General features: G+C 67.4%; 25 protein-coding genes. 12 read left to right on the top strand and 13 right to left on the bottom strand.

The window, feature by feature from the left end; genetic code table 11:
- Positions 1-144 precede the first annotated feature (144 nt).
- The 4 genes from phnC (at position 145) to phnE (L0966_RS17480) (ending at position 3,941) form a co-directional block, all read left to right on the top strand.
- Positions 145-957, top strand: a complete 813-nt coding sequence (phnC, locus tag L0966_RS17495; RefSeq protein WP_234053251.1) for a phosphonate ABC transporter ATP-binding protein — start codon at positions 145-147, stop codon at positions 955-957.
- 212 nt (positions 958-1,169) lie between these two features.
- Positions 1,170-2,078 (top strand): phosphonate ABC transporter substrate-binding protein, encoded by a 909-nt coding sequence (gene phnD / locus L0966_RS17490; protein ID WP_234053250.1) that lies wholly within the window; start codon positions 1,170-1,172, stop codon positions 2,076-2,078.
- A gap of 118 nt (positions 2,079-2,196) precedes the next feature.
- The gene (gene phnE / locus L0966_RS17485; RefSeq protein ID WP_234053249.1) at positions 2,197-3,081 is read left to right on the top strand and encodes a phosphonate ABC transporter, permease protein PhnE; all 885 of its coding nucleotides are present in this window, start codon (positions 2,197-2,199) and stop codon (positions 3,079-3,081) included.
- Positions 3,078-3,941 (top strand): phosphonate ABC transporter, permease protein PhnE, encoded by an 864-nt coding sequence (gene phnE / locus L0966_RS17480; RefSeq protein ID WP_234053248.1) that lies wholly within the window; start codon positions 3,078-3,080, stop codon positions 3,939-3,941. Before phnE (L0966_RS17485) ends, phnE (L0966_RS17480) begins: the two co-directional genes overlap by 4 nt.
- Before the next feature lie 9 nt (positions 3,942-3,950).
- Here phnE (L0966_RS17480) and L0966_RS17475 read toward each other — a convergent pair whose 3' ends face one another.
- Both L0966_RS17475 and phnF read right to left on the bottom strand, forming a co-directional pair.
- Entirely contained in the window at positions 3,951-4,559 is a 609-nt protein-coding gene (locus L0966_RS17475) for a pyridoxamine 5'-phosphate oxidase family protein (protein WP_234053247.1), read from the bottom strand.
- Positions 4,560-4,574: 15 nt separating this feature from the next.
- Positions 4,575-5,357: a phosphonate metabolism transcriptional regulator PhnF gene (phnF, locus tag L0966_RS17470; protein WP_234053246.1), complete on the bottom strand. Its 783-nt coding sequence runs from the start codon at positions 5,355-5,357 to the stop codon at positions 4,575-4,577.
- 131 nt (positions 5,358-5,488) lie between these two features.
- Here phnF and phnG point away from each other — a divergent pair, with 131 nt between their 5' ends.
- The 8 genes from phnG (at position 5,489) to phnN (ending at position 12,167) form a co-directional block, all read left to right on the top strand.
- On the top strand, positions 5,489-5,995 hold the full coding sequence (gene phnG / locus L0966_RS17465) for a phosphonate C-P lyase system protein PhnG (RefSeq protein ID WP_255684032.1): 507 nt from the start codon (positions 5,489-5,491) through the stop codon (positions 5,993-5,995).
- Positions 5,995-6,606 (top strand): phosphonate C-P lyase system protein PhnH, encoded by a 612-nt coding sequence (phnH, locus tag L0966_RS17460; RefSeq protein WP_234053245.1) that lies wholly within the window; start codon positions 5,995-5,997, stop codon positions 6,604-6,606. The genes phnG and phnH overlap by 1 nt, the downstream gene beginning before the upstream one ends.
- Positions 6,607-6,609: 3 nt before the next feature.
- Positions 6,610-7,830, top strand: coding sequence for a carbon-phosphorus lyase complex subunit PhnI (locus L0966_RS17455; protein WP_234053244.1), 1,221 nt, complete (start codon positions 6,610-6,612; stop codon positions 7,828-7,830).
- A 26-nt stretch (positions 7,831-7,856) separates the two neighbouring features.
- A complete protein-coding gene (locus L0966_RS17450; protein WP_234053292.1) occupies positions 7,857-8,756 on the top strand; it encodes an alpha-D-ribose 1-methylphosphonate 5-phosphate C-P-lyase PhnJ in 900 nt (299 codons plus the stop codon).
- A 26-nt stretch (positions 8,757-8,782) separates the two neighbouring features.
- The gene (gene phnK / locus L0966_RS17445; protein WP_234053291.1) at positions 8,783-9,583 is read left to right on the top strand and encodes a phosphonate C-P lyase system protein PhnK; all 801 of its coding nucleotides are present in this window, start codon (positions 8,783-8,785) and stop codon (positions 9,581-9,583) included.
- Positions 9,580-10,311, top strand: coding sequence for a phosphonate C-P lyase system protein PhnL (phnL, locus tag L0966_RS17440; RefSeq protein ID WP_234053243.1), 732 nt, complete (start codon positions 9,580-9,582; stop codon positions 10,309-10,311). Before phnK ends, phnL begins: the two co-directional genes overlap by 4 nt.
- Before the next feature lie 78 nt (positions 10,312-10,389).
- Entirely contained in the window at positions 10,390-11,529 is a 1,140-nt protein-coding gene (locus L0966_RS17435) for an alpha-D-ribose 1-methylphosphonate 5-triphosphate diphosphatase (protein WP_234053242.1), read from the top strand.
- The gene (gene phnN / locus L0966_RS17430; RefSeq protein ID WP_234053241.1) at positions 11,526-12,167 is read left to right on the top strand and encodes a phosphonate metabolism protein/1,5-bisphosphokinase (PRPP-forming) PhnN; all 642 of its coding nucleotides are present in this window, start codon (positions 11,526-11,528) and stop codon (positions 12,165-12,167) included. The genes L0966_RS17435 and phnN overlap by 4 nt, the downstream gene beginning before the upstream one ends.
- Positions 12,168-12,405: 238 nt before the next feature.
- On the opposite strand, the gene L0966_RS17425 is transcribed toward phnN, so the two are convergent.
- The 11 genes from L0966_RS17425 to L0966_RS17375 all read right to left on the bottom strand — a co-directional run bounded on the left by L0966_RS17425 (position 12,406) and on the right by L0966_RS17375 (position 26,267).
- Entirely contained in the window at positions 12,406-12,681 is a 276-nt protein-coding gene (locus L0966_RS17425; protein ID WP_234053240.1) for a DUF1153 domain-containing protein, read from the bottom strand.
- A 376-nt stretch (positions 12,682-13,057) separates the two neighbouring features.
- Positions 13,058-16,282: an autotransporter domain-containing protein gene (locus L0966_RS17420; RefSeq protein ID WP_234053239.1), complete on the bottom strand. Its 3,225-nt coding sequence runs from the start codon at positions 16,280-16,282 to the stop codon at positions 13,058-13,060.
- A 318-nt stretch (positions 16,283-16,600) separates the two neighbouring features.
- Entirely contained in the window at positions 16,601-18,919 is a 2,319-nt protein-coding gene (gene glyS / locus L0966_RS17415; RefSeq protein WP_234053238.1) for a glycine--tRNA ligase subunit beta, read from the bottom strand.
- Between the two features lie 9 nt (positions 18,920-18,928).
- Positions 18,929-19,549 carry a cysteine hydrolase family protein gene (locus L0966_RS17410; RefSeq protein WP_234053237.1) on the bottom strand — a complete coding sequence of 207 codons (621 nt, stop codon included), beginning with the start codon at positions 19,547-19,549 and terminating at the stop codon, positions 18,929-18,931.
- Positions 19,546-20,493, bottom strand: coding sequence for a glycine--tRNA ligase subunit alpha (locus L0966_RS17405; RefSeq protein ID WP_234053236.1), 948 nt, complete (start codon positions 20,491-20,493; stop codon positions 19,546-19,548). The genes L0966_RS17410 and L0966_RS17405 overlap by 4 nt, the downstream gene beginning before the upstream one ends.
- 341 nt (positions 20,494-20,834) lie before the next feature.
- Positions 20,835-21,926 (bottom strand): TRAP transporter substrate-binding protein, encoded by a 1,092-nt coding sequence (locus L0966_RS17400; protein ID WP_234053235.1) that lies wholly within the window; start codon positions 21,924-21,926, stop codon positions 20,835-20,837.
- Positions 21,927-22,104: 178 nt separating this feature from the next.
- Positions 22,105-23,271, bottom strand: a complete 1,167-nt coding sequence (locus L0966_RS17395) for an Mrp/NBP35 family ATP-binding protein (RefSeq protein ID WP_234053234.1) — start codon at positions 23,269-23,271, stop codon at positions 22,105-22,107.
- Between the two features lie 340 nt (positions 23,272-23,611).
- The gene (locus L0966_RS17390) at positions 23,612-24,325 is read right to left on the bottom strand and encodes a uracil-DNA glycosylase family protein (protein WP_234053233.1); all 714 of its coding nucleotides are present in this window, start codon (positions 24,323-24,325) and stop codon (positions 23,612-23,614) included.
- Positions 24,318-25,061 (bottom strand): MBL fold metallo-hydrolase, encoded by a 744-nt coding sequence (locus L0966_RS17385; protein WP_234053232.1) that lies wholly within the window; start codon positions 25,059-25,061, stop codon positions 24,318-24,320. Before L0966_RS17385 ends, L0966_RS17390 begins: the two co-directional genes overlap by 8 nt.
- A gap of 4 nt (positions 25,062-25,065) precedes the next feature.
- The gene (locus L0966_RS17380; RefSeq protein ID WP_234053231.1) at positions 25,066-25,677 is read right to left on the bottom strand and encodes a glutathione S-transferase family protein; all 612 of its coding nucleotides are present in this window, start codon (positions 25,675-25,677) and stop codon (positions 25,066-25,068) included.
- Between the two features lie 98 nt (positions 25,678-25,775).
- A complete protein-coding gene (locus L0966_RS17375; RefSeq protein ID WP_234053230.1) occupies positions 25,776-26,267 on the bottom strand; it encodes a thermonuclease family protein in 492 nt (163 codons plus the stop codon).
- Positions 26,268-26,449 lie beyond the last annotated feature (182 nt).

Genomic DNA, 26,449 nt, shown 5'->3' with positions numbered 1-26,449 from the left:
CAGACTACCGGAATCCTTCTCATTTAGTTGTATTCGCTGTGCGCCGCACAATGGGATTTTTCTGTATGCGTTAGTATTCTTTTGAGCCGTCACAAGAGTGTTGCGCAGGTGAATTAGGGCCTCCGAAACGCATGGAGTGACCCGATGCTTGTGATCGAGGGCCTCGGCCGCCGGTTTGGCGACAAGGCTGCGGTGTCCGATGTGAATCTCCAGATCGCCCATGGGGCGTTCGTCGGGGTCATCGGCCGTTCCGGGGCGGGCAAGTCCACGCTCCTGCGCATGATCAACCGCCTTCAGGATCCCTCCAGCGGCCGCATCCTGTTCGACGGGCAGGACGTGACGTCGCTCAAGGGACCGGCGCTGCGCCAGTGGCGCGCCCAGGCCGCCATGATCTTCCAGCAGTTCAACCTGGTGGGCCGTCTCGACGTGCTCACCAACGTGCTGATGGGCCGGCTCGCCACCGTGCCCACCTGGCGGGCGCTCACCAAGATGTGGAGCCGGGAGGACCGGGCGGTGGCCCTTTCGGCCCTCGAACAGTTCGATATCGCCGCGCTGGCGGCCCAGCGCGCCGACAGCCTTTCCGGCGGCCAGCAGCAGCGTGTGGCCATCGCCCGCGCCCTGGCCCAGGAGCCGGGCCTCATCCTGGCCGACGAGCCCATTGCCTCGCTCGACCCGCGCAACACCAAGATCGTGATGGATGCGCTTTTGCGCATCAACAAGCACTTCGGCATCACGGTGCTGTGCAACCTGCATTCCCTCGATCTCGCGCGCACCTATTGCGATCGCCTGGTGGGCATGGCCCAGGGCCGTGTGGTGTTCGACGGCGCGCCCGAAGCACTCACCGACGAGGTGGCGCGCGACCTGTACGGGCTGGAGGCCGGCGAGGTGATGGAGGCCGCGCCTGTCGCTGCCCCGAAGGTGGCGCCCGTGCCCCTTCCGGATACCGCGCTGGCCTGATCGCCGCCCTTTGAAATTTCGCGCGGGCCTCACGGCGCCGCGCCCGATGACGGGTCTCGACCGGCCGCGACACCCGTTTTCCAGCACGGCCGGAGATCCGCACTCCGCCGGGGCCGCAGGCCCGGGCGAGCGTGGCGGATCATGCGTTTCCCACGCGCACTGTGAAGCACCACGCCCACGCATCCTGTTCTTCGTTCGACTGGAGCCGAACCATGCTGAACCGTCGTACCCTGATCGCGGCCGCCGCCGCGTTGACCTTCTCGGCCGGCGCCGCCGCCGCGCAGGACTACAAGGCCAAGTATCCGGAGCTCACCTTCGCCATCATCCCGGCGGAGAACGCCACCGGCGTCACCGAGCGCTATGCGCCGCTGATGGACTACCTCACCAAGGAGCTGGGCGTTCCGGTGAAGCTGCGCATCGCCAACGACTATGCGGCGGTGATCGAGGGCCAGCGCGCCGGGAACATCCAGATCGCCTCCTATGGCCCGGCCTCCTTCGCCCGCGCGCTGAAGACCGGCGTGCCGGTGGAAGCCTTCGCCATCGAGGTGAATGCCGACGGCACCAAGGGCTACCACTCGGTGCTCTATGTGAAGAAGGACAGCCCCTACAAGACCATCGAGGATCTCAAGGGCAAGAACATCTGCCTGGTGGACCCCAATTCCACCTCGGGCAACAATGTGCCGCGTTTCGCCATGAGCAAGATGGGCATCAAGCCGGACGAATATTTCGGTAAGGTGGTCTATGCCGGCTCGCATGAGAATGCGGTGCTGGGCGTGCAGCAGGGCACCTGCGACGCCGCCTTCAACTGGTGGAACGACGACCAGGAATCCGCTCTGCGCCGCATGGAGCGCAAGGGCATGGCGAAGTATGACGACTATCGGATCATCTACAAGTCCGACCTGATCGTGAACTCGCCTTATGCCTATCTCTCCACCCTGCCGCCGGAGCTGAAGGCGAAGATTCGCGACGCCTTCTTCTCCATCGACAAGAACGACAAGACGGCCTTCGACAAGATCTATGAAGGCAAGTCGCAGATGTGGCAGCCGGTCGACAACGAAGCCTACACCCCGGTGGTGGAGCTGATCACCTTCGTCGACAACCTGCGCAAGCAGAAGAACTGATCCCCGCGCCCCTCGGGGGCGTCGAGACTGGCGGCGGCTTCGGGCGCGGATGCCCGGGGCTGCCGCTTCGCCATTGGCCACATTCCCCCATTTCCCGGCCGGTTCAAGAGAGGCGCCCTTGCCCCACGCCGTTCCCATCCTGCCCGACGATCAGCTGGCCCCGCTGCTCACCCGCTATGACGCCGCGGTGCGCGAGCGGCAGCGGCATACGCTCATCGGTGTCGCGGTGGTGGTGGCGTGCATCTTCCTGTCCGGATGGATGGGCGAGGTGCGGCCCCTGGTGTTCCTTGAACATATGGACCGCCTGCCGAACTATTTCTGGACCATCCTGCCGACCCTCCACTGGGCCACGCTCTGGTCCGATCTGTCCGAATGGTATTGGAATCTCGACCATTGGCTGAAACTGCTGGTGGATACCATCCTCATCGCCTACTTGGGCACGCTGCTGGGCGGCATCGGCGCCTTTTTCCTCAGCTTCCTCGCCAGCGCCAATCTGGTGGCGAACCCGTTCATCCGGGTCACGGCGCGGCGCTTCCTGGAGTTCTGCCGCACGGTGCCGGAGCTGGTGTTCGCGCTCCTGTTCGTGGTGGCGTTCGGCCTCGGTCCGCTGCCGGGCGTGCTGGCGCTGGCCATTCACACCATGGGCGCGCTCGGCAAGCTGTTCGCGGAGGTGGTCGAGAATATCGACATGAAGCCGGTCGAGGGCGCCACCTCGTCCGGCGCGTCCTGGAGCGAGGCGGTGCGCTTCGCGGTGGTGCCGCAGGTGTCGTCCAACTTCGCCTCCTACGGGCTGCTGCGGTTCGAGATCAATGTGCGCGAAGCTTCCATCATGGGCTTCGTGGGGGCGGGCGGCATCGGCCAGGATCTCATCGAGGCCATCCGCAAATTCTATTATTCCGATGTTTCGGCCATCCTGCTGCTCATCATCGGCACGGTGATGATTATTGATCTTTTGACCGAGCAGGTGCGTCACCGCCTGCTGGGCTTGGAGGGGAGCCGATGAGCCGCGCCCGCTTCGACCTCGGCGACGCCGACCGGGCCCGCCTTGCCGCCGCCTTCCCGCAGGCCATGCAGCCTTCGTCCGCCGGGCGGGTGCGCGCCGTGGCGGCGTTGGTGGCGGCCGCGGCGCTGGCGGTCTACGCCTTCTGGCGCCTGGGCTTCAGCCTGGACCGGCTGGGCTCGGGCGTGGCGCAGCTCGCCCATTTCGTGACTCTGATGTTCCCGCCGGATCCCGGCACCCAGCTTCCGCTCTACATGCATGCGCTGGGAGAGACGCTGGCCATCGCCTTCCTCGGCACCCTGGGCGGGGCGCTGTTGGCGCTGCCGTTCGGCTTCCTGGCGGCAAAGAACGTCATTCCCAACATCTTCGCCCATTTCGGCGTGCGCCGGTTCCTCGACGCCGTGCGCGGCGTGGATCGCCTGATCTGGGCCCTGATCTATGTGACGGTGGTGGGCCTCGGCCCGTTCGCGGGCATCCTGGCCATCGCCACCGCCAGCTTCGGCGAGCTCGGCAAGCTGTTTTCCGAGGCGGTGGAGGCGCTGGACCGCAAGCCCGTGGAAGGCGTGGTGTCCACCGGCGGCTCGGGCCTCGAAGGGGTCCGCTTCGGCATGCTGCCCCAGGTGCTGCCGGTGCTGGCGAGCCAGCTGCTCTATTATTTCGAGTCCAATTCCCGCCAGTCCACCATCGTCGGCATTGTCGGCGCCGGCGGCCTCGGTCTGCATCTGGCCGAGCAGATCCGCGTGCTGGAATGGCAGAAGGTGTCGTTCCTCATCCTCATGATGCTGGTGATGGTGGGCGTGATCGACTTCATTTCCTCACGCCTGCGCTTCGCCATCATCGGCAAGGCCCGCATCACCACCTGACGTGGGGTTTCAATAGAGCGTCGCGCGGTAGCGCTGCTCCATCTGGTCCTGGGTCTCCACCGGGTCGCAATGACCGACCTGATCGGCGAGCATTTCCCCCATGGTGGGCAAGGCGGTGCGGGGAAGCTGTGCCAGCGGGCTCCACAGGTCGGAGCGCATGAACGCCTTGGCGCAGTGGAGGAAGGCTTGCTCCACCTCCACCGTGATGACCGTGCGCGGCGGGCGCCCCGCCACCGCGAACCGGGCCAGCAACGCCTCGTCGTCATGAATGGCGGCGCGGCCGTTTACGCGCAGGGTCTCGTTGACGCCGGGGATCAGGAATAAGAGACCGGCGTGGGCATTGGCGATGATATTGCTAAGGCTGTCGATGCGGTTGTTGCCGGGGCGGTCGGGAATGAGCAGGCGTGTCTCCTCCGTCACTACGAAACCGGGCATGTCGCCGCGCGGAGAAACATCGGCGGCGCCGTGCGCGTCGCTGGTCGCGATGAGCACGAACGGGCTCAGGGCAATGAAGTGGCGGCAGTGAGCGTCAAGCCGCGCGAGAACCTTGTCGCGGGCGCGGCCGGAGGGGGAGCCGTAGAGCGCGCGCAGGGCGTCGAGGGTGTCGATGCGGGCCATGGGGGCCTCTCGGTATCAGGGCTTGAAGACGAGCTGGACCCGGTCGGCGGCGAAGGAGGAGCGGCCCCATTGCAGGGGGCGTCCGTTGGGCTCAACGTCCACCCGCTCCAGCACCAGCACCGACCGGCCTGGGGCAATGGAGAGCTGTTCCATCTCCCGTCCATTGGCGGGGCGGGCGGTGATGCGGGTCTCGCGGCGGCGGAAGTCCTCGATGCCTAGCGTGGACAGGGCCCGCGTCAGCGAGCCGGTGGCCGCATAGACGAGGTCGAGGTCCGGGCAGCGCGAGGCGACGAACCAGGCCGTGCCATAGGAAATGGGCACCCCGTCCGCCTCGTGGATGCTTTCGATGCGCAGCACCGGCGTGCCCTCCGCAATCTCCAGCTCCCGGGCTACCTCGGCGTCGGCATTCTCCACCCGTCCACCCAGGAAGCGGCCGAAGGGCCAGCGCCCGCCGGCGGAAACGATTTCCGAAAAGCGCGTGCGCGGGCCGATGGGATAGCGCAACGGCAAGGCCTTCACGAAGGTGCCGCGCCCGGCGGTGGCTTCGATGAGCCCGGATTCGGCAAGGGACGCCAGCGCCCGGCGCAGGGTGTGCCGGTTCACGCCGAACGCGCTCGCCAGCTCCGCCTCCACCGGCAGGCGCTCGCCCGGTTGCCAGCGGCCGGCGGCGATGTCCGCCTCCAGGCGCTCGGCGATCTGGCGCCAGAGCGTGACGCCAGTGCCGCGCGGCACCGGGGCGGCTTCTTCCGTCATCTCGTTGTGACCCTCGGCGGGCACATTCTGCGCTGCTCCCGACACGCGCTGCTCCCTCTTGTTCTCGCGTCTTGCATATTTGTATAGACGAATAGACAAATTGAGTCTAGTGAAGCGTCCGCGACGCCGCGGTGCGGATGTGACCGCGGGCGAACGATCAAGCCATCGAGAGCGCCATGATTCCCGACACCAGCACCGAGGCATCGGCAGCGGCCGGGCCCGCCGTTTCCCCGCCCGCGTCCGCAGAGGTTGCCGCCCGGCAGGCGCTCATGGGGCTGCTGGCCCGCGCCACGCTGAAGGAGCTGGAGGCGGCCATCGAGCGTTTCCAGCCCCTGCCCAAGCTCAAGGACCTGCGTCCGGCCGAGGTGGGGCTGGTCATGGTTCAGGGCCGCGCCGGCGGTGATGGCGGCCCCTTCAATCTGGGTGAGGCGACGGTGACGCGCGCCGCCGTGCAGCTGGAAGGCGGCGCCACCGGCATGTCCTATCTCCTGGGTCGCGCTCCGGCGCGGGCGCGGGCGGCTGCGGTGCTCGATGCCCTGTGGCAGGACCCGGCCTTGCGCCTTGCGGTGGACGACGCTCTGCGCCCGCTGCGGCGGCGCCTAGCGGCGGAGGCCGCGGCCCAGGCAGCGGAAACGGAGGCCACCAAGGTCAATTTCTTCACCATGACCCGGGGAGAAGACTGATGGCACAGCTCTCATCCGCCCTGGCGCCGGGCTTTGGCGATCCGGTGCACGCTGCCCAGCGCACTTTTTCCGCCCTCATGTGGGCGATGGCCGAGCCGGGCCGGGTGGTGCCGCTCGCGGCCGACCTGACCCCGCCCGCGCCGCTGACGCCGGAACTGGGCGCGGTGGCCCTGGCTCTGCTTGATTATGAGACCCCGGTTTTCCTCGGCGGCCGCCTCGGTGCGCAACCGGAGGTCACGGACTTCCTGCGCTTCCACACCGGCGCGCCGCGGGTGCTGGACGCGGCCGAAGCGCGCTTCGCTTTCTTCTGCGCGGGCGAGGAGCTGCCTTCCTTCACCGCTTTCGCCCAGGGCGAGCCCGACAATCCGGACCGTTCCGCCACCCTGGTGGTGAACGTGGCGCGCTTTGCCGAGGGGCCGCTCAGCCTCTTCGGGCCGGGCATCGAGGGTCATCGCGGCTTCGGTGCCGAGCCGCTGCCGGCGGATTTCGCGGCGCGGCTCGAGGCCAATGCAGCGGGCTTTCCCCTCGGCATCGATCTCATCTTGTGCGCGCCGGGCGCGGTGGCAGGCCTGCCGCGCACCGTTCGTTCGCGCCCGAACAGCGGAGTGTGAGCCATGTATGTGGCTGTCAAAGGCGGAGAGGACGCCATCCGCAACGCCCATGACCTGCTGGCGCGGCGCCGGCGGGGCGATCCCGAGGTGCCGGAGATCGGGCTCGACCAGATCGCCGAGCAATTGGCGCTGGCCGTGGACCGGGTGATGGCCGAGGGCTCGCTCTATGACCGGGAGCTGGCCGCCCTCGCCATCAAGCAGGCGCGGGGCGATCTGATCGAGGCCATCTTCCTGGCGCGGGCCTTCCGCACCACCTTGCCGCGCTTCGGTTCGAGCGACCCGGTGGATACAGGCGCCATGCGCATCCATCGGCGCATCTCCGCCACCTTCAAGGACCTGCCCGGCGGGCAGGTGCTGGGCCCCACCTTCGATTACACCCACCGCCTGCTCGACGAGACCTTGGCCACCTGGGCGCGGGGGGAGGAGGGGGCTTCCGCCCTCGTCGCGGCCAGCGGGGAAAGCACGCAGGCGGCCCCTGTCCCTCCGTTGGCTGCCCAGGAGAACCATGCGGCATTGCCCGAGAACGGCGCCGACAGGGGGGCGGATGAGATGCCGGTTGCCGCCCCCATGCCCCGCGTCACCGACCTCCTCGGCGACGAAGGCCTGGTGGAGGCATCCCCAGTGGATGACGGCAGCACGCCGCCGGACCTGACCCGCACGCCGCTGTCGTTCCCGGCCGAGCGGCCGCTGCGGCTGCAGGCACTGGCGCGGGGCGATGAGGGCTTCCTGCTGGCGCTCGGCTATTCCAGCCAGCGCGGCTATGCGCGCACCCATCCCTTCGTGGGCGAGATCCGCTTCGGCACCGTGGAGGTGAGCCTGTTCGCGGAGGAACTGGGCTTTGCCGTGCCGCTGGGTGACATCGCGCTCACCGAATGCCAGAGCGTGAACCAGTTCAAGGGCTCGGCGACCCAGCCGCCACAATTCACCCGCGGCTATGGCCTCGTGTTCGGCCAGTCGGAGCGCAAGGCCATGTCCATGGCGCTGGTGGACCGCACTTTGCGTTTCGCCGAGCTGGGCGAGGAAAAGAGCGCCCCGGCTCAGGACGAGGAATTCGTCCTCTCCCATTGCGACAATGTGCAGGCCACCGGCTTCGTGGAGCACCTGAAGCTGCCCCATTACGTGGATTTCCAGGCCGAGCTGGAGCTGGTGCGCCGCATGCGCGCCGAGCAGGAGCAGGCCGCCGAGCCCGTATCCGAGCCGTCCCAACAGGAGGCCGCCGAATGAACCCCACCGCAGAACGCCGCGCGGGCATGCCGGCCATCACCTACAACTTCGCCTATCTGGACGAGCAGACGAAGCGGATGATCCGCCGCGCCATCCTGAAGGCCATTGCCATTCCCGGCTATCAGGTGCCCTTCGCCGGCCGCGAAATGCCCATGCCCTATGGCTGGGGCACGGGTGGCGTGCAGGTGACCGCCGCCATCCTTGGTGCCGACGATGTGCTGAAAGTCATCGACCAGGGCTCGGACGACACTACCAATGCGGTGGCCATCCGCACCTTCTTCGAGACCACGGCGGGGGTGGCAACCACCACCCGCACCGAGGAAGCCAGCGTCATCCAGACCCGCCACCGCATTCCTGAGACGCCGCTGAAGGCGGGCCAGGTGCTGGTCTATCAGGTGCCCATCCCCGAGCCCCTGCGCTTCCTGGAGCCGCGCGAGACCGAGACGCGCCGCCTGCACGGCCTGGCGGACTACGGATTGATTCACGTGAAACTCTACGAGGACATCGCCCATCACGGCCACATCGCCACCACCTATGCCTATCCGGTGCGGGTGAACGGGCGCTACGTGATGGACCCCTCGCCCATCCCGAAGTTCGACAATCCGAAGATGCACATGAGCCCGGCGCTGCAGTTGTTTGGTGCGGGGCGCGAGAAGCGCATCTATGCGGTGCCGCCTTATACCCCGGTGGTGCCGCTGGATTTCGAGGACCACCCCTTCAAGGTGCAGACCTTTTCGGAGCCCTGCGCCCTGTGCGGAGCCGAGGGGGTCTATCTCGACGAGGTGATCCTGGATGACCAGGGCGGGCGCATGTTCGTGTGCTCGGACACGGACCATTGCGCCACCCGCCAGAGCGAGGGCCACACCGGCCGCATGAGCGCGCCCTATGCGCCCAAGGCCGCCCCGAGCGAGGGAGGCCAGCCATGAGCGGGGATGCTATGAGCGGGGATGCCATGAGCCGCGATGCTGAGGGCCGGGATGCCGACGCGCCTTTGCTGATCGCCGAAGGCCTCACCCGTTATTACGGCGCGCGGCTCGGCTGCGCGGATGTGAGCCTCACCCTTTATCCGGGCGAGGTGCTGGCCATTGTGGGCGAATCCGGCTCCGGCAAGTCCACCTTGCTCGGCCTCCTCTCCACCGAGCTTGGCCCCAGCGCCGGCCGCGTCCTCTACCGCATGCGGGATGGGGAGATGCGCGACCTTGCCGCCTTGAGCGAAAGCGAGCGGCGCCTGCTGCTGCGCACGGACTGGGGCTTCGTGCGCCAGCATGCCGAGCAGGGGCTGCGCATGGCGGTTTCGGCCGGCGGCAATGTGGGCGAGCGCCTGATGGCCGTGGGCGAGCGCCATTACGGCCGGATCCGCGCCGAGGCCATCGACTGGCTGGGCCGGGTGGAGATCGCGGCGGAGCGCGTCGACGACGATCCGCGCACCTTCTCCGGCGGCATGCGCCAGCGCCTGCAGATCGCCCGCAATCTCGTGACGCGCCCGCGCCTCGTCTTCATGGACGAGCCCACGGGCGGGCTCGATGTGTCGGTGCAGGCGCGTTTGCTCGATCTCATCCGCCAGCTGGTGGCCGAGTTCGGCCTCGCGGTGGTGATCGTCACCCACGACCTCGCGGTGGCGCGGCTTCTGTCCCATCGCATCATGGTGATGAAGTCCGGCCACGTGATCGAGGAAGGGCTCACCGACCAGGTGCTGGACGATCCGCGCGAGCCCTACACCCAGCTCCTCGTCTCCTCGGTGCTCACGCCATGACCCTAACGCAGCTTTCCACGCCGGCCACTGGCGCGGCTTATCCCCTGCTGGCGGTGGAGGCCATCGCCAAGCATTTCACCCTTCACCTCCAGGGCGGGGTGGAGCTGCCGGTGGTGGCAGGCGTCTCGTTCGAGGTGTTTCCCGGCGAATGCGTCGCTTTGGGCGGGCCTTCGGGGGCGGGCAAGAGCTCCATCCTGAAGATGGTCTATGGCAATTACCGCACCGATTCCGGCGCCATCCGGGTGGCCGATGCTGAGGGACTGGTGGATGTGGCGCGGGCCGATCCGCGCCGCCTTATCCGCCTGAGGCGTGAGCGCATCGGCTATGTCAGCCAGTTCCTGAGGGTCATTCCCCGCGTGTCCGCCCTCGACGTGGTGGCTGAGCCGCTGCTGATGGAAGGCGTTGCGCGGGAGGAGGCGTTGGCGCGGGCCGGCGCGCTGCTCGCCCGCCTCAATCTGCCCGAGCGGCTGTGGCGCCTGCCGCCAGCCACCTTCTCCGGCGGCGAGCAGCAGCGGGTGAACGTGGCGCGCGGCTTCATCGGCTCCCAGCCGCTCTTGCTGCTGGACGAGCCCACCGCCTCCCTGGATGCCGCCAACCGCGCGGTGGTGGTGGATCTCATCGCTGAGAAGAAGGCCGCCGGCTGCGCCCTCCTCGGCATCTTCCACGATGCCGACACCCGTGAGGCGGTGGCCGACCGGGTGGTGGACGTGACGCGTTTTTCCGCCTGACGAACGAAGCCGGGCGGCGCACCCCCGCCGCCCGAGGGGCCCCGGCCAGGACCGGCGCCGAAGGCAAAGGGACAGGACATGAACGAATTGGTGCTCGCCAACGCCCGCCTGGTGCTCGCCGGGGAGGTTCTGGAAGGCCATCTGCGCGTCGCTGACGGCCTTATCGTCGAGATCGGAACCGGTGCGGTGCCCGCCGGCGCGGAGGATCTCGGCGGCGACTATCTCTTGCCGGGCCTCGTGGAGCTGCACACGGACCATGTGGAAGGCCACCTGGCGCCGCGGCCCAAGGTGAAGTGGAACCCGCTTTCCGCCGTGCTCGCCCATGATGCGCAGATCGCCGCATCGGGCATCACCACCGTCTTCGATTCGCTCCGGGTGTGGCCGGACAAGCGCGCGGTGGGCATGGATGGGGACGCGCCCTCCCTCATCACGGCCTTCGAGATCGCGCGGAAGGCCGACGCCCTGCGCGCCGATCATCGCATCCATCTGCGCTGCGAGGTCGCCACCGACACGGTAGTGGAGGATGCCGCGGCCATCATGGCCGCTACTCCGGTCCATCTTATCTCGCTGATGGACCACACGCCGGGCCAGCGCCAGTTCGCCACCATCGAGCAGTTCCGCAGCTATTACATGAAGAAAAGCGGCGTCAGCGCCGAGGAAATGGACGTGATCGTCTCCACGCGCCTCGATTTCCACGAGCGTTATGCCCGCAACAACCGCGCCGGCCTCGTTGCCCTCGCCCATGCCCATGGCTGTGTTCTGGCGAGCCATGACGACACCACGGCGGAGCACGTGGCCGAGGCCATCGGCGATGGGGTGGCCATCGCCGAATTTCCCACCTCCGAGGAAGCGGCGCGCCTCTCGCGCGATGCGGGCATCCGCGTGCTGATGGGGGCGCCGAACCTGGTGCGCGGTGGCTCCCATACCGGCAACGCCTCCGCAGAGGACCTTGCGCGGGCAGGCTTGCTCGACATCCTGTCTTCCGATTACGTGCCGGGAAGCCTGCTGTGGTCGGCCTTCGACCTGGCGCGGCGCGTGCCCTCCATTTCCCTGCCGGCAGCGGTGCAGCGCGTCACCAAGATCCCGGCCGAGGCGGTGGGGCTGGCGGATCGCGGCGAGATTGCCGTGGGCCGTCGCGCCGATCTGGTGCGGGTGTCGCCGCTGGGCGGGATTCCAGCCGTAAGGAGCGTCTATCGTGAGGGGCGGCGCGTGGCATGACGGGTGATCGAAACGGCCTTGCGGCCGGGCCTCCTGTGGCCGGCTCACCTGCAGAGGGGGCACCTGCGGAGGCGTCTCCTGCCATCGAGACCTTGGGCCCGGGCGCGCTGATTCTGGTGGTCGGCCCCTCTGGTGCCGGCAAGGACACGCTGCTGGACATCGCCCGCGCGCGGTTTGCAGGGGATGGCCGCGTGATGTTTGCGCGGCGGCTCGTCACCCGAGCGGCCGGTGCCGGCGAAGCCCACGGCACCTTGAGCGAGTCGGAGTTCGCGGATGCCCTTGCCGAGGGCCGGTTCGCGCTGTGGTGGCGCGCCCATGGCCTGGCCTACGCCCTGGGGCCCGAGGTGGCGCTGCAGATCCGCGCCGGTGGCGTGGTGGTGGCCAACGGCTCGCGCGCGACCCTGGTGGAAGCGCGGCGCCGCTTTGCGCATCTCGCGGTGGTGCTGGTGACGGCGCCAGCGGAGGTACGCGCCGAGCGGCTTGCCGCGCGCGGGCGGGAGGACGCGGCCGACATCCGCGAGCGCCTGCTGCGCCAGCCGGATCTGGCGATCGCGCCGGATCTGGTGATCGACAATGTGGGGACGCCGGATGACGGCGGAGCGCGCCTTTCGGATTTCATCGCCGCCCGCATCGCGTGATCTGCCACGATGTAAGTCCCGATGGGGCCGGCGCGTGACGCCTGCGTCACTCAAAAACGGGAACAGGGCTCCTGCAAAGGCGGGCCAAATGGAGACAGGGCACATGCGGTGAATTTCCATTCACCGCATGTGCCCTGGAGGTCCCTTTGCGCGCGCCGCCTTGGGGCAAGTGCTTCCGCCGTTGCTTCCGCTTTCGCGCAAGCTGGCTTTTCCTTGGGGGCGAGCCCCGATTGGCGGCTTACTGCCGGTAGTGCTGGATGCGCGTGGTGCGCAGGCCCGGCAGGCCGTGTCGGTCGATGGAGGCTTGCCAGGAGAGGAATTCGTCCATCGTCAAAGTATAGCGCTTGCAGGCTTCCTCCAGGGAGATCAACCCGCCGCGCACCGCAGCCACCACCTCCGCCTTGCGCCGGATGACCCAGCGCCGTGTGTCCGGAGGCGGCAGATCGGCGATGGTCAGTGGACTGCCATCCGGCCCGATCACATATTTTGCTTTTGGCCGATAGGCATCGGTCATCTTTACGCCACCTTTTACTCTACTCAACCCGGGAAGACACTGGCAGGTGGCGATGAAAATTTCCCTAAGGCCTTGATGAAGATGCCATTTACTCATCTTAACATGGCATGAACAGATGGTTGGAGAAGTGTAAACTTCGCGCGGCAGAGTGTTAAGCGCGGCCCATCTGGGGGAAAGGGCGCGGCGCCTCCTGTTACCCGCGCCGGGTCTTGCGTTTTCCGGCTCTTCGCCGCCTTTGGCCGAAGAGTGCGCGGATGTGCGAGGGGCGCAAAACGTCAATGCCCGGCGCGAGGCCGGGCATTGCTGAGCTTACGGAACGGGTGGCGCGATCGAGGTCCACCGCCGAAGAAAATTGCTTCTGAAAGGCTGGCGCCGTTCAGAAGGACACGCTGAGGCGCCCCTGAACGGCATTGTCCTGCGAGTCGCTGGCGAGCTGGCCGGAATAGGCCACCGCGAGCACGGCATTCGCCGTCAGGTTCCAGTCGATTCCCGCCTCCACCAGGGCGGCATCCCGAGCGATGGGCACGCCATAGATGGTGAAGGGCGCGCTGCCCAGGGCGAAGCTCTGGGTGAGAGTGGGCTCGACATCCCCGAAGGCATGCTGCCAGGCGAGGGCCGCCCGCGCGGTGAGGCTGGCCTGGCCCAGGGCGAAGGTCTTGGCAGTGCGTAGGCCCAGGGCGGTGAGGACGTTGTCCTGGGTCAGGCCGCTGGAGGTCAGGGCGGTCACGCCTCCGGTCTCGGTGAAGCCGTCGAGCTTCAGCCGCACATAGGCAAGGCCCGCATAGGGCGCGAGGCTCACGCCCGACAGGTTCATGTCGTAGGCGGCCTCTCCGAAGAGCTGGCCGGTGGTGCCGTTCTGGTCGGCGGAGAGGCTTTGCGCCAGAAGGCCCGGCAGCGCCGTGGTACGGCTGGTGGAAATGTCGTGCCACGTATAGCTGCCCGCAAGCTTCAGATCGAAGCCGGCGAAGCGGGTGGCCGCGTAAAGCGCCAGATCGTAATTGTTGCTGGTGCCGGAGCCGCTCACGCCGTCGGTGTCGAAGGAAGACTGGCTGATGCCGCCGGCGATGCCCAGGCGCCAGTCCGCCGTCAGGCGCGTGTCGATGCCGCCGAACACGCCGCCGATATTGCTGGAGACATCGAAGGCGCCGTTTCCGCTGGCATTGCCCCAGCTGCCGAAGCCCTGGGCCCAGACCGTGGGGGTGAGGGTGGGGGCGAGTTGCGCGGTGGCGATGGGCGCCTGGGCGTAGCCGAGGGGCTGTGCCTGCGGCGCGGTCTCCTCCGCCGCCTGCTGCAGGCGGCCATTCACCGCCTGCCGCAGATAGATGGACTGGTTCTGCAGAACCGAGGCGGTGGAGGCGTGCACCTCGCCGGTGAGGCTGTTGAGGGCACCGAACGCGCTGGCGCGATCGAGGGTGACGGCGGATTCCAGGATCGGGCTCGAATAGGGCAGGCTCGCCACGGCGAGGCCCGCGGCCGCGGCATTACGGGTGCCGCCGGCGGTGGCGAAGGCTGCCCGGTCGGGTGCCACGGAAACGCTCAGGCTGTCGCCCCTCACCACCGCATCCGCCTTCAGGAAGGCGCCGGCCGTCGTCACCTGCTCGAAGCTGCCGGTGATGCCGGTGGCCGAGGACAGGACGGTGTAGGACCCCAGCTTGGGGAGGGCGCCATCCTCCGACACCAGCACCAGGCGCCCGCCAAGGGTGACGAGGCCGCTGGCGGCGATGAGGTCGCTGGCCCCCGCCGCATTGGTTTCGGCCACATAGAGCGAGGACGAGGTGAAGGTGACCGGCCCGCTGACGGTGATGGTGCCGATGGAATTGCCCGGCGCCACCACCCCGGCATTGACGAGGCCACCCACGATCAGGCCGTTGCCGGAGAGGGTGCCGTAGTTCTGCACCGTGCTCTCCACGGTGCCGTTGTTCACCAGGGCGCCGAAGTTCCACAGCGCGGCATTCACCGAGGTGAAGGTGCCCGCATTGTTCAAGGTGGCATCGGGGGCGACGGCATAGCCGCCAGCGCTGATGAAGCTGGCACCGGCGCTGATGTCGAGGTCGCCCACCAGGGTCCCGGTCAAGGCGAGCGTGCCTTCGCCGACGCTGGTGCCGCCGGTATAGGTGTTGTCCCCGGCCAGCAGCAGGGTGCCCGTGCCCATCTTCACGAGGCCGCCGGCACCGGAAATATCGTTGCTCCAGATGTCGAAGGCGTGCAGGCCGCCCTCGGCCGCGTTCATGGTGACGGTCACGGTGTCGTCGAAGGTGCCATAGCCCCCGGCTGCCGCATAGAGGTTGAGCCGGGCCCAGCCCGTGCCGTCGTCCAGGGGGACGCCGGAGGGCAGCTCGGTGCTGGCCAGCACGGCGTCGAGCTGGTCGGCGGTCATGTAGGGGAAGCGGTTGCGGATGAGCTCTTTGGCCTCTTCGGGCACGACCGGTGCGAGGTTCGTCGCGCCCACCGAAGGCAGGCCGTAGGTGAGGAACCAGGTGGCCTCCTCGCGCGCCTGGCGATAGGCAGCAGCGGTGGGGACGGCGCCGCTGGCGATGCAGCCTTTCACGTCCGCGCCGCAGGCGGCATGAAGGGGCGAGACGGCGCTGAGCCCCTCGCTGGCCAGGGCCTCGGCCAGGTCCCGCTTGTTCTTCTCGGTGGATTCCTGGAAGTTGGACGAATAGTTGGGATCGTTCGCCATCAGCTTGGCCAGGGCCTGCATGGCCACGATGCGGCCGCCGATTACGTCCAGCGCATAGTGCACGCCGAGGACGTTGCGGCTCAGGGCATATTGCTCGCCGGCCGCGAAAAGCTCCTGATAATAGGTGGGCAGCAAGATGGCGTAATAGATGGCGGAGGTGTAGCCGTAGGTGGTGTGGCCGCTCGGGAATGACGCCACCGTCTTATTTCCCTCCCACTGGTCTACCTGGCTGGTCACCGAGTCGGGATCGGTCGGGGGCGTGGTCCAAGGGTGGTCGCGGATTTCGGGTAGGGTTAGGAACGGACGCGGATCGCCCACTGGTGGATCGGGCAGGTTATAGGCGCGGCCATAGATGTTCTTTTCGCCAAAATAGTCTTTCACAATGCTCACCTGCTCGGTCTCGTACGAATAGTAGAGATCGTAGGCGATATTGCCGGGCAGCCTGTTGTTCGAGGCCCAGTCGACGATGGTCGCGCTGATGGGCGAGGAGACCATGCCGAAGATGTTGGTCGTCGAAACATAGGGGTCGAAGGGGGTCTGCGCATTCTTGACGGCGAGGTTCTTCAGCGCCTCGCTCGCGCCCTGGTAGACATCAATGGTGGCCTGGGCATTGGCCTGCAGCAGCGCCTGGCCGGCCGCGCTGTCCATCAGGGTGCTGAATGTCGAGAGGGCGCGGATGTGGTCCGCGGTCTGGTGCTCGGCGCAGCTCTGGGTATGGCAGAAGCTGGCCTGGGCCAAGGCTGGCACCGCGGAAAGGCAGAGCGCCACCCCGGCCAGCAGCGCCCGCGTCCACTGGCGAAAGCTGCGCTGCGGGCGGTGCCATATGGGGCGGCATATGGCGTGCGCGCCCGTGCCCCCATTCGTCCCGAACACCGCTTGCCGAAGGTCCGAGCGGACGCGCGTCCCCACCTGCTGCATCATGGCCTGCCCCCTGAGTATCGCACTTGCGTACCATCGCGCATCGGTGATGGGCAAGACGAAATGGCAGAATATGAAGATTTTTCAGTATCCGCTTTCGGATCGGTCCTTTGGCGAGCGTCTAATGCGTTGATTATGAGTTAATATCTGGAATAACGGGCGAGAATGACAGGTTCTTACATTTGGAATGACAGCCCGGAGCGGTGCGTCTTCCCGTCCGCTGTCCGGGGGCGTGCGGTGTGGGTGGGTGGAAAACGAAAACGCCCGGCCGTTGCCAGCCGGGCGCCTTGCTTCACTCTTCCGCGGCTTTCGCCGCCGCCGTCAGCCTTCGATGCGGTCGAAGTCGGCGATGGCGCGGGTGGCGGTGCGGATCTCGTCCAGCAGCTTCAGCCGGTTCTCGCGCAGGGCCGGGTCCTCGGCATTCACGGTGACAGCCTCGAAGAAGGCATCCACCGGGGCGCGCAGGTCCGCGAGCGCGGTCATGGCGGCCTCGAAATCCTCGCCGGCAAGGGCGGTGGCCATGCGTTCCTTCACGTCGTCCATGGCGGCGGCGAGCTTTTCCTCGGCCTCTTCCTTCAGCAGGGCGGCTTCGGTCGGGCCCTTGTAGCTCTTGCCGTCCTTCTTCTCCTCGATGCGCAGGATGTTCACCGCGCGGCGATAGCCGGCGAGCAGGGTCTTGCCGTCCTCGCTCTCCAGGAAGCGGGCGAGGGAGGTCATGCGCAGCACCAGCTCGAACAGATCGTCCTGGCCGGGCAGGGCAAACACCGCATCCACCAAGTCGAACCGCGCCCCATTCTCCCGCAGATACACCTTCAGGCGATCGGCGAAGAAGGAGAGGAGGTCTCGGGAGGTTGGCTTAATGCTTTTTGACGCAAACCGTCCGCGCTCATTAAGTATAAGTGAAGCTATTTCGTTTGCGATGCTTTCATCGTCTTTGGTAGTGTCCGGCTGGAAGGAAGAATTTGATTCATATAGCGCGCTAAGTGAATGAAATCTGGCTTCATTTCCCTTAATGCTATCAATTTCAAAATTTATCGTCCGCGCCGAGGCGATCTCTTCGATCAGGTCATTCACCAACCGCGCTCGATCGTTTTCGAGATCCTGTTCGATTGAAGCCCAGTATGCAGAGTCGAATAGATCGAGCAGCTTCAGCCGCAGCCCGTTCTCCAGAATGATCCGGATCACGCCGAGCGCCGCCCGGCGCAGGGCATAGGGGTCTTTCGAGCCCGTGGGCTTTTCGTCGATGGCCCAGAAGCCCACCAGGGTGTCGATCTTGTCCGCCAGCGCCACGGCGATGGAGACCGGGGCGGTGGGCACGCGGTCGCCGGGCCCCTGCGGCTTGTAATGCTCCTCGCAGGCGGCGGCCACTTCCGGCGCCATGTGCTCAGCCTGCGCGTAATAGCGGCCCATCAGGCCCTGCAGCTCGGGGAACTCGCCCACAACCTCGGTCAGCAGGTCCGCCTTGGCGATTAGCGCCGCTTCCTCCGCCAGAGCCGGATCGGCGCCCACCTGAGGCGCGATCTCCTTGGCGAGGCGGGCGATGCGATCGATGCGCGCCTTCTGCGAGCCGAGCTTCTCGTGGAAGGTGATGTGCTCGAACTTGCCCATGCGGCTTTCGAGGCCATTGGCCAAGTCCGTGTCCCAGAAGAACTTGGCATCCGACAGCCGGGCACGGATGACCCGGCCATTACCGGCCACGATGGCCTCGCCGCCGTCGGTTGCGACCAGGTTCGAGATCAGGACGAAGCGGTTGGTCAGGCGCCCGGTCTTGGCGTCCTTGAGCACGAAGCACTTCTGGTTGGCGCGGATGGTGGCGCGGATGACTTCATCCGGGATGTCGAGGAAGCGTTCCTCGAACGACCCCATGAGCACCACCGGCCATTCCACCAGCCCGCAGACCTCTTCCAGCAGGCCCTCATCCTCCACCAGCTCCAGGCCGGCGGCGAGCGCCAGATCCTTGGCGTCGTTGAGGATGATGTCCTTGCGGCGGTCGCGGTCGGCCACCACCTTGGCGGCCTCCAGCTTCGCCATCCAGTCGTCCAGCCGCTTCACGGTGAAGGGCTCCGGCGCCATGAAGCGGTGGCCGTAGGTGACGTTGGAGGAGGTGATGCCCTCCACCTCGAAGCTCACGACTTCCGGCTCGTCCCCTTCCGCGCCAAAGGTGCAGACGATGGAGTGCAGCGGGCGCACCCAGCGCAGGGTGCCGGTGCCCCAGCGCATGGATTTCGGCCAGGGGAAGGAACGGATGATCTCCGGAACGATCTCGGCGATCACCTCCGGCGTGGGGCGGCCCTTCTTCTCCACCACGGCCACGTAGAAATCGCCCTTCTTGGGGTCGGTCTGCACCTTGGCCTGATCGATGGAGGAAAGCCCCGCGCTCTTCAGGAAGCCGGCGAGCGCCGCCTCGGGCGCGCCCACGCGCGGGCCCTTCTTCTCCTCCTTCTGGTCCGCCTGCTTGCCGGGCAGGCCATGCACCGCCAGCGCCAGCCGGCGCGGGGTGACGAAGGCCTTGGCGCCCTCATAGAGCAGGCCCCGGTTCACCAGCGCGTCGGTGACGAGCTTGCGCAGGGTATCGGCCGCGTTGGCCTGCATGCGGGCGGGGATTTCTTCGGAGAAGAGTTCTAGCAGAAGATCGGGCATGGCTGCTTTTCAAGCAATCTCGGCCGTCGTGACGACGGTGGCGAAGCGGTCGGCAAGCTCCGCGAGAGCGGTGCGATGGATGTCGTGCGCGGCAAGGTCGGGTCCGCCCAGCGGGTCCGGCAGCGCGCGGGTGGCGACGGCGTCGGCCGCCACGAAGGAGGTGTAGCCCAGCTCCAGCGCGGCCCGCGCCGTGGTGCTCACGCACATATGGGTCATGAAGCCCACGAAGATCACGGCCTTGCGCCCGGTGGCGTCGAGCTGGGCCTTGAGGTCGGTGCCGGCGAAGGAATTGGGCAGCAGCTTTTCAACCACCCCTTCCCCCGGCCCGGGAATGGCGGGCGCGGCGAAGGCGAAGCCCGGTCCCTTGGGATCAAACGGACCGCCCGAACCCTCGGCGCCCTTGTGGGCCACATGGATCACCGGTGCGCCGGCCGCGCGGGCGGCCTGAAGCAGCCGGCCGATGGCGGCGAGGGCGGCTTCAACCCCCACGAGCGGGACGAGCCCGTCCACATATTCGCGCTGGGCGTCGATGACGACCACGGCGCATTCGGAAAGAGCCGGCTTGCGCTGTGGCACGCCCGCGAGCTGGAACAGGGTTTTCGCGCTGCTGGTCGTTTTGGCGCCGCTCATGCTGCATCCTCCCGCACATCGGCGCCGCCGGCGGCGGTCTTCAGCCACGCCGCGCCGCAGGCCTTGGCCAGCTCGCGCACACGCAGAATGTAGCTCTGGCGCTCGGTCACCGAGATGACTCCGCGCGCATCGAGCAGGTTGAAGACGTGGGAGGCCTTGATGCACTGGTCATAGGCTGGCAGCACCATCAGGTGCTTCTCGCCGGCATCGCCCGCCGCCAGATATTTGTGGCAGGCGCCTTCCGCCATGCGGAACTGCTCCAGCAGCATGTCGGTGTCGGCATATTCGAAATTATGCCGCGAATATTCCTGCTCGGCCTGCAGGAACACGTCGCCATAGGTGGTCTTCTCGGCGCCCTCGCGGCCGTTGAAGTTGAGGTCGTAGACGTTCTCGACCCCCTGCACATACATGGCGAGGCGCTCCAGGCCATAGGTGAGCTCGCCGGCGACGGGCGAGCACTCAAAGCCCGCCACCTGCTGGAAATAGGTGAATTGCGAGACTTCCATGCCGTCGCACCAGCACTCCCAGCCCAGGCCCCAGGCGCCCAGCGTCGGGCTCTCCCAGTCGTCCTCCACGAAGCGCACGTCGTGCACCTTGAGGTCCACGCCGATGGCTTCCAGGGACTTGAGATAGAGCTCCTGGAGGTTGTCCGGCGAGGGCTTCAGGATCACCTGGAACTGGTAATAATGCTGGAGCCGGTTGGGATTCTCGCCATAGCGCCCGTCCTTCGGCCGGCGCGAGGGCTGCACATAGGCGGCCTTCCAATGCTTCGGCCCCAGCGCGCGCAGGGTGGTGGCGGGGTGGAAGGTGCCGGCGCCCACTTCCATGTCGTAGGGCTGGAGGATCACGCAACCCTGGTCCGCCCAAAAGCGCTGAAGGGTCAGCAGCAGGGCCTGGAAGGAGCGGTCGGGCCGCATGTGGGGCGGAAGGGCGGGATCGATCATGAGGGGCTCGCGAGAAAACGGGCGAGCGGACGCGAAGCCGAAGAACCGGACGCGCCGCCGCGCGGGCGGACACTAGTTTTTCGGCCCGGCGAGATCAAGGGAAGGCGGCCCGGCGGGCCCCAACTCGTTGGCGCGAGGCAAAAGCTGCGCACGGCAGGAGCCGGGTTGGGCAAGAGCTGCAAACGGCGCGGGCAAGGCAGGAGTCGCGCAGAGTGCGGATAAGGCAAGAGTCGCGCACGGCGCGGGTACGGCAACAGTCGCGCAGGGCGAGAGCCGTGCGAGCGAGGAGCCCCGGCCGGTGCGCCGGCCGGGGCTCCCATGGCGGAGGATCGCGGTCGGGATCAGCCGCGCGAGCGCGCGCGGATCATGAAGTCGTCATAGTTGAACTCGGCGATCTGCCACCACAGATAGCCGTTGTTGCGGAACGCCTTCACGTCTTCCCAGATCTTCTTGAACTCGGGATTGACGGCGGAAACCTCGTCATAGAGGCCGTTGGCCGCCTTGTAGGCCGCGTCCAGCACGTCGTTGGGGTAGCGGCGCAGCTTGGTGCCGGCCTTCACGAGGCTCTGGATGGCGATGGGGTTCTTGGCGTCGTAGCTGGCCAGCATGCTCTCGTTGGCGCGGGCGCAGGCGGTGGTCAGGGCCGCGCGATAGGTCTTCGGCAGCTTCTCCAGCTCTTCAAGGTTGAAGAAGAAGTTCAGGGCCGCGCAGCCTTCCCACCAGCCGGGATAGTAGTAATAGGGCGCCACCTTGTAGAGGCCCAGCTTCTCGTCGTCATAGGGGCCGACCCACTCGGCGGCGTCGATGGTGCCCTTCTCCAGCGCCGGGTAGATGTCGCCGCCGGCGAGCTGCTGCGGCACCACGCCAAGCTTGGCCATCACCTGCCCGCCCATGCCGGCGATGCGCATCTTGAGGCCCTGGAGATCGGCGGTGGACTTGATCTCCTTGCGGAACCAGCCGCCCATCTGCCCGCCCGTATTGCCGCCGGGCAGCATGGAGACGCCATACTTCTTGTAGAAGTCGTTCAGCAGGTTGAGCCCGTTGCCGAAGAGGAACCAGGAATTCATCTGCCGGGTATTGAGCGAGAACGGAATGGCGGTGCCAAGGCCGAAGGTCGGGTCCTTGCCCACATAATAATAGGAGGCCGAGTGGCACATCTCGACGGTCTTGTTCTGGGTGGCGTCGAGGGCCTGCAGGCCGGGGACGATCTCGCCCGCCGCGAACACCTGGATCTGGAACTTGCCGTCCGTCACCTCGGCGACCGTCTTGGCCATCAGCTCGCCGGCGCCATAGATGGTGTCGAGCGACTTGGGGAAGGACGAGGTGCAGCGCCACTTCACTTCCGGCGCGGACTGGGCAATGGCCGGCATGGCCACGGCGGTGGTGGCGGCGACACCGGCACCGGCGGCGGTCAGGAAATCACGGCGTTTCATGCGGGCAGCTCCCTAGGACGTCTTGCACGACGCGCGCCTGATCGCTTCGGGCGAAGCGGCGTCGAAGACCTATCTAGAGCGGCAGTCTGCAGAGGGAAAGTATGTTTGCACCGCAAAAATGGCATTGGCGTACTTAAAACTGCGCCAATGCCATCTATTTGGACATAAAATTGCGCAACTACTCGATAACGATGCGCGGGGCCGCCTTGCCGCCCGTCTCCAGCCGGTCGAGGGAGGCCTTCACGCCCGCCGCAACGTGGCGGTAGGCGTCCGCCTGCTCGCTTTGCGGATCGGAAACCATCACCGGCAGGCCTGCGTCCGACATCTCGCGGATGCGCATGCTGAGTGGGATTTCACCCAGGAAGGGAACGCCGAGCTTGTCGGCCTCCGCATGGGCGCCCCCATGGCCGAAGATGTCCGAGCGCCCGCCGCAGTGGGGGCACACGAAATAGGCCATGTTTTCCACCACGCCGAGAATAGGCACGTTCACCTTCTCGAACATGGCCACGCCGCGCCGCGCGTCGATGAGGGCGAGGTCCTGGGGGGTGGAGACGATGACGGCGCCGGCCAGGTTCACGTTCTGCGCCATGGTCAGCTGGGCGTCGCCGGTGCCGGGGGGCATGTCCACCACCAGCACGTCGAGCGGGCCCCATTTCACGTCGCGCAGCATCTGGGTGATGGCGCTCATCACCATGGGGCCGCGCCAGATCATCGGCGTTTCCTCTTCCACGAGAAACCCGATCGACATCAGCTGCAGGCCAAAATTCTCCAGTGGAATGAGGGTCTTGCCGTCCTCCATCTCCGGTTTCTGGGACAGTCCGGTGAGGCGGGGCAAAGAGGGGCCGTAAATGTCGGCGTCGAGCAGGCCCACCTTCAGGCCGAGATCACGCAGGGCCAGGGCCAGATTGATGGAGGTGGTGGACTTGCCCACCCCGCCCTTGCCCGAGGCCACGGCGATGATGGATTTCACGCCCGGCACCGCGGTGCCCTTGGCGGGCGCGTGCCCGTGGGCCGCAGCCGGGGCGGGCTTGGCGGTGGGCGCGGGCTTGGCGGCCGGGGCGGCCGCGCGCTCGGCGGTGAGCGCGACCAGGGCCGAGGCGACGCCGGGCACGGAGGCGGCCGCCTTTTCCGCGGCGATCCGCACATCTTCCCAGGCCCGCACCTGGGCCGGATCCACATTGATGGACAGGTAGACCTTGCCGGAGGTGATCACCACGCCCGACAGGGCGGACGAATCCGCAAGGGTCACGCCCTCCGGGGTCTTCACCTGCTTGAGGGCGGCGCGCACGGCGCTCTCGGTGGCGGTTTCGCTGGCGCCGTTGCCGGCCAGTGTGCTGTCGGCCATCACGTCTCTCCCGCGCCGCCGGCCTGCGGCGGCGCCCGGCAACAGGGCGCGGAGCGCGTGAGCGGCACTCTGGAACCAATTGAATGTACTCTTGCTTCGCACGATGTCGCCCTTCTGCAAAGCCTCACTAATGAGCGCTGCTTAAGCAGAAGGCAATTTCCACGCCTAAGCTTCGTTCACTGGTGACGCATTGCATACCTGAGTGGCGAACGGGGGAAAGCAAGGACTTTGCGCGCGTCCGAGCGTGGCTGGTACAGGCGCGCCGGAGCACAGCGGGCGAAGTCGCCGCTGGGGCATCTTCCCGCTGCAATGCGGCAAGGCCTGCTCCGGGCTATTGTTTTTACGGGTGTCCTTCACGCGAGCCGGTCCCACTTGGATCGGAAGCGCCCTGGAGGGGTGTGCCGCCGAGTCGCAGCAGGCGGGCGATGTCGGCTTTCAGCTCCGGAAGCAGCTCGGCTTCGAAGAAGGGGTTGCGCTTCAGCCAGCCGGTATTGCGCCAGGAGGGGTGGGGCAGCGGATAAAGGATCACCGGCCGCGGCAGCCGCCCGCCTTCCGCCCGCACGGTGCGCCAGCGCGCCACCGTCTCGGTGAGGCTGCTGCCGGTGAGGTGGCCGAGACCGAGGCGTTTCAGGTGATAGGCCTGGGCGGGCCGGCCCACCGCCAGCACCAGCCGGAATGCGGGCAGCGCGGCGAACAGCTGGTCGTGCCAGGTGGCTGCGCATTCCCGGCGGGGCGGCAGGTCGGCGCCCTTGGCGTCCTGGCCGGGAAAACAGAAGCCCATGGGGGCAATGGCGATGCGCGCCACATCATAGAATTCGTCGGCGCTCACCCCCATCCAGGCGCGCAGCCGGTCGCCGGACGCGTCGGTGAAGGGCCGGCCGCTGGCGTGAACCTTGGTGCCCGGTGCCTGGCTCGCCACCAGGATGCGGGCGGTGGCGGACACCCGCAGCACCGGGCGCGGCGCATGGGGTAGAGGCGCGCCGCGCGGCGTTTCCACGCACACCCGGCAGGCCCGGATGCGAGCAAGCAGGGTGTCGAGCGCGCTCTCAGACATCGAGCACGAGGCCGTCCTCGGCGAGCATGAACAGGGCGCGGTCCACCTCATCGCGGCGGGCCAGCACGTCGTCGCCCATGTGGGTGAGCAGCACGCGGCCGGCGGCCAGCTGTCCCCGGTGCCCGGCGAGCACGCGATAGGCCATGTGGCCGGCCGGCGCCGTCTCGAACAGCGAGCATTCGCAGATGAACAGGTCGGCTTCACGGGCGATGGGGATGAGGGCCTGGGTCCACTCTGTATCGCCGGAGAAGGCGAGGGTCCGCGCGCCGTCGGTGAGGCGCAGGGCGGTGGCGGGCGCGCCGGCGCGGTGGCGCACCTCCGCCGTGGTGAGGCTGAGCGGCCCGAGGGAGGAGGTGGAGCCCGGCTCCACCTCCCGCACCTGCCAGTCGAATGGCCAGGGGGTGGCGCCCATGCCGGGATAGAGCACCTCCATCAGCGCATCGAGCCGCGCCCGCGTGCCGGGCGGGCCGATGATGGCCAGCGGGCGGCTGCGCCGCTGGGCCAGGGCGCCGTCGAGCAGCAGTGTGGGCAGGCCGCCGAAATGGTCGCCATGCAGATGGCTCAGCACCACCATGTCGATGCGCGCGGTGTCGACCTTCATGCGCTTGAGGGCGACCGGGGCGCTGGCACCGAAATCGAGCGCCACCAGCATGCCGGCCGCTTCCACCAGGTAGCAGGAATTGCTCCGCCCGCCGGAGCCGAAGGCATCCCCGCAGCCGGCCACCGTCAGCCGCATGGTCTCAGGCCTTCATGCTGGGGCGCTGGGACACCACGTTGCGCCAGCGCAGGATGTGGGTGAGGTGTTCGGGCACCTCGGCGCGGATGGCGCGCATGAAATCGATGGTGACGATGGCGGTGATGTCGGCCACCGTGAAATGCGCGCCGGCCACGAAGGCGCGCTCGGCCAGCTCGGTGTTCAGGAATTCGAGGAAAGCGGAGATCCGCGGCTTGTTGGCCTCGCCCCACGCCGGCACCTGGGGCACCTCCAGGGCGGCCATGGCCGGGTTCAGGTGGCGCAGCACGCTCATCACCGGCAGCAGCAGCTCCAGCTCCACGCGGCGCTGCCACATCTCCACCATGGCCTGTTCCAGGGGCGTACGCCCGAACAGGTTGGGCTCCGGCTGCAGCGCCTCGAAATAGCGACAGATGGCGATGGTTTCGCTGATCACCGTGCCGTCGTCCAGCTCCAGGGCGGGAACCAGCTGGCGCGGATTGAGGCGGGTGAAGGCCTCGGACTTGTGCTCGAGCTTCATCAGGTCGACTGGCGCCAGCGGCACCGCGATGCCCTTTTCAGCCAGGAAGATGCGCACCCGGCGCGGATTGGGCGCACGGCTTGAATCGTAGAGCTTCATAATCCGGTTTCTCCATCCCTGGGGGGAGCACAGATCATGAGCGGGCGCCGGGCGCAAGCCATCGTGGTGGCCCGGGCGCGCGACGGGCGGCGGGGCCTTTACTCCGTGCGGGGATGGGCGGCGCGATAGTCCTGCGGCTTCTCGAAGGTGCCGGCCCACATGCCGCGCCGGGCGGCGCGCGCCTGGGCTTCGGCCGCCTCATAGCCATGGCGGCCATAGGCGACGGCGAGGCCCTGGCGGACCAGCTCCTCGGCGATGTCCACCCCGTCCACGGTGCAGCGCGCCAGGGCCCGGCCGTAGGCATCCTGGCCCGATGCGGTGCAGAACACCTCGCCCCGCTGCACCATTTCCGCCAGAGCGAAGCGCGCCGTGGTGCCGCACGGCCAGGCTTTCCCGTCCCTCTGGCAGCTTTGGCCCAGCTCGGGCGCGTCCATGCCCTGGAGGCGGATGCGCTGGCCGTCGAGCTTCAGGGTGTCGCCATCCACCACCCGTGCCGGACCGGCGAATACGTCCTTGCGCTGCAGCCATTCGGCCACGAAGCCAACCGCCAGAACCAAAGCGAGAGCGACGACCACATCGATGATGCGCATGGGACAGGTCTCTGGAACAGGTCTCTCGACAGGTCTCTCGACAGGTCTCTCGGGCCAACGCTCCGGAGGCCGGTATCAGGAATGCCGTCCGGCGCCGGTCCGGCCAGATCGCGGCGGTTGACGGGCGAGCCTGGACGGGGGAGCGTTAAGGCTTCGTTAACCGCCTTTCGGCGAGGAGTCGA

Source organism: Xanthobacter sp. NM-59, assembly GCF_021401125.1.
Lineage (GTDB): Bacteria > Pseudomonadota > Alphaproteobacteria > Rhizobiales > Xanthobacteraceae > Xanthobacter.
The sequence above is the reverse complement of the archived record's forward strand: the minus strand, read 5'-3'. Positions and strand labels throughout refer to the sequence as shown.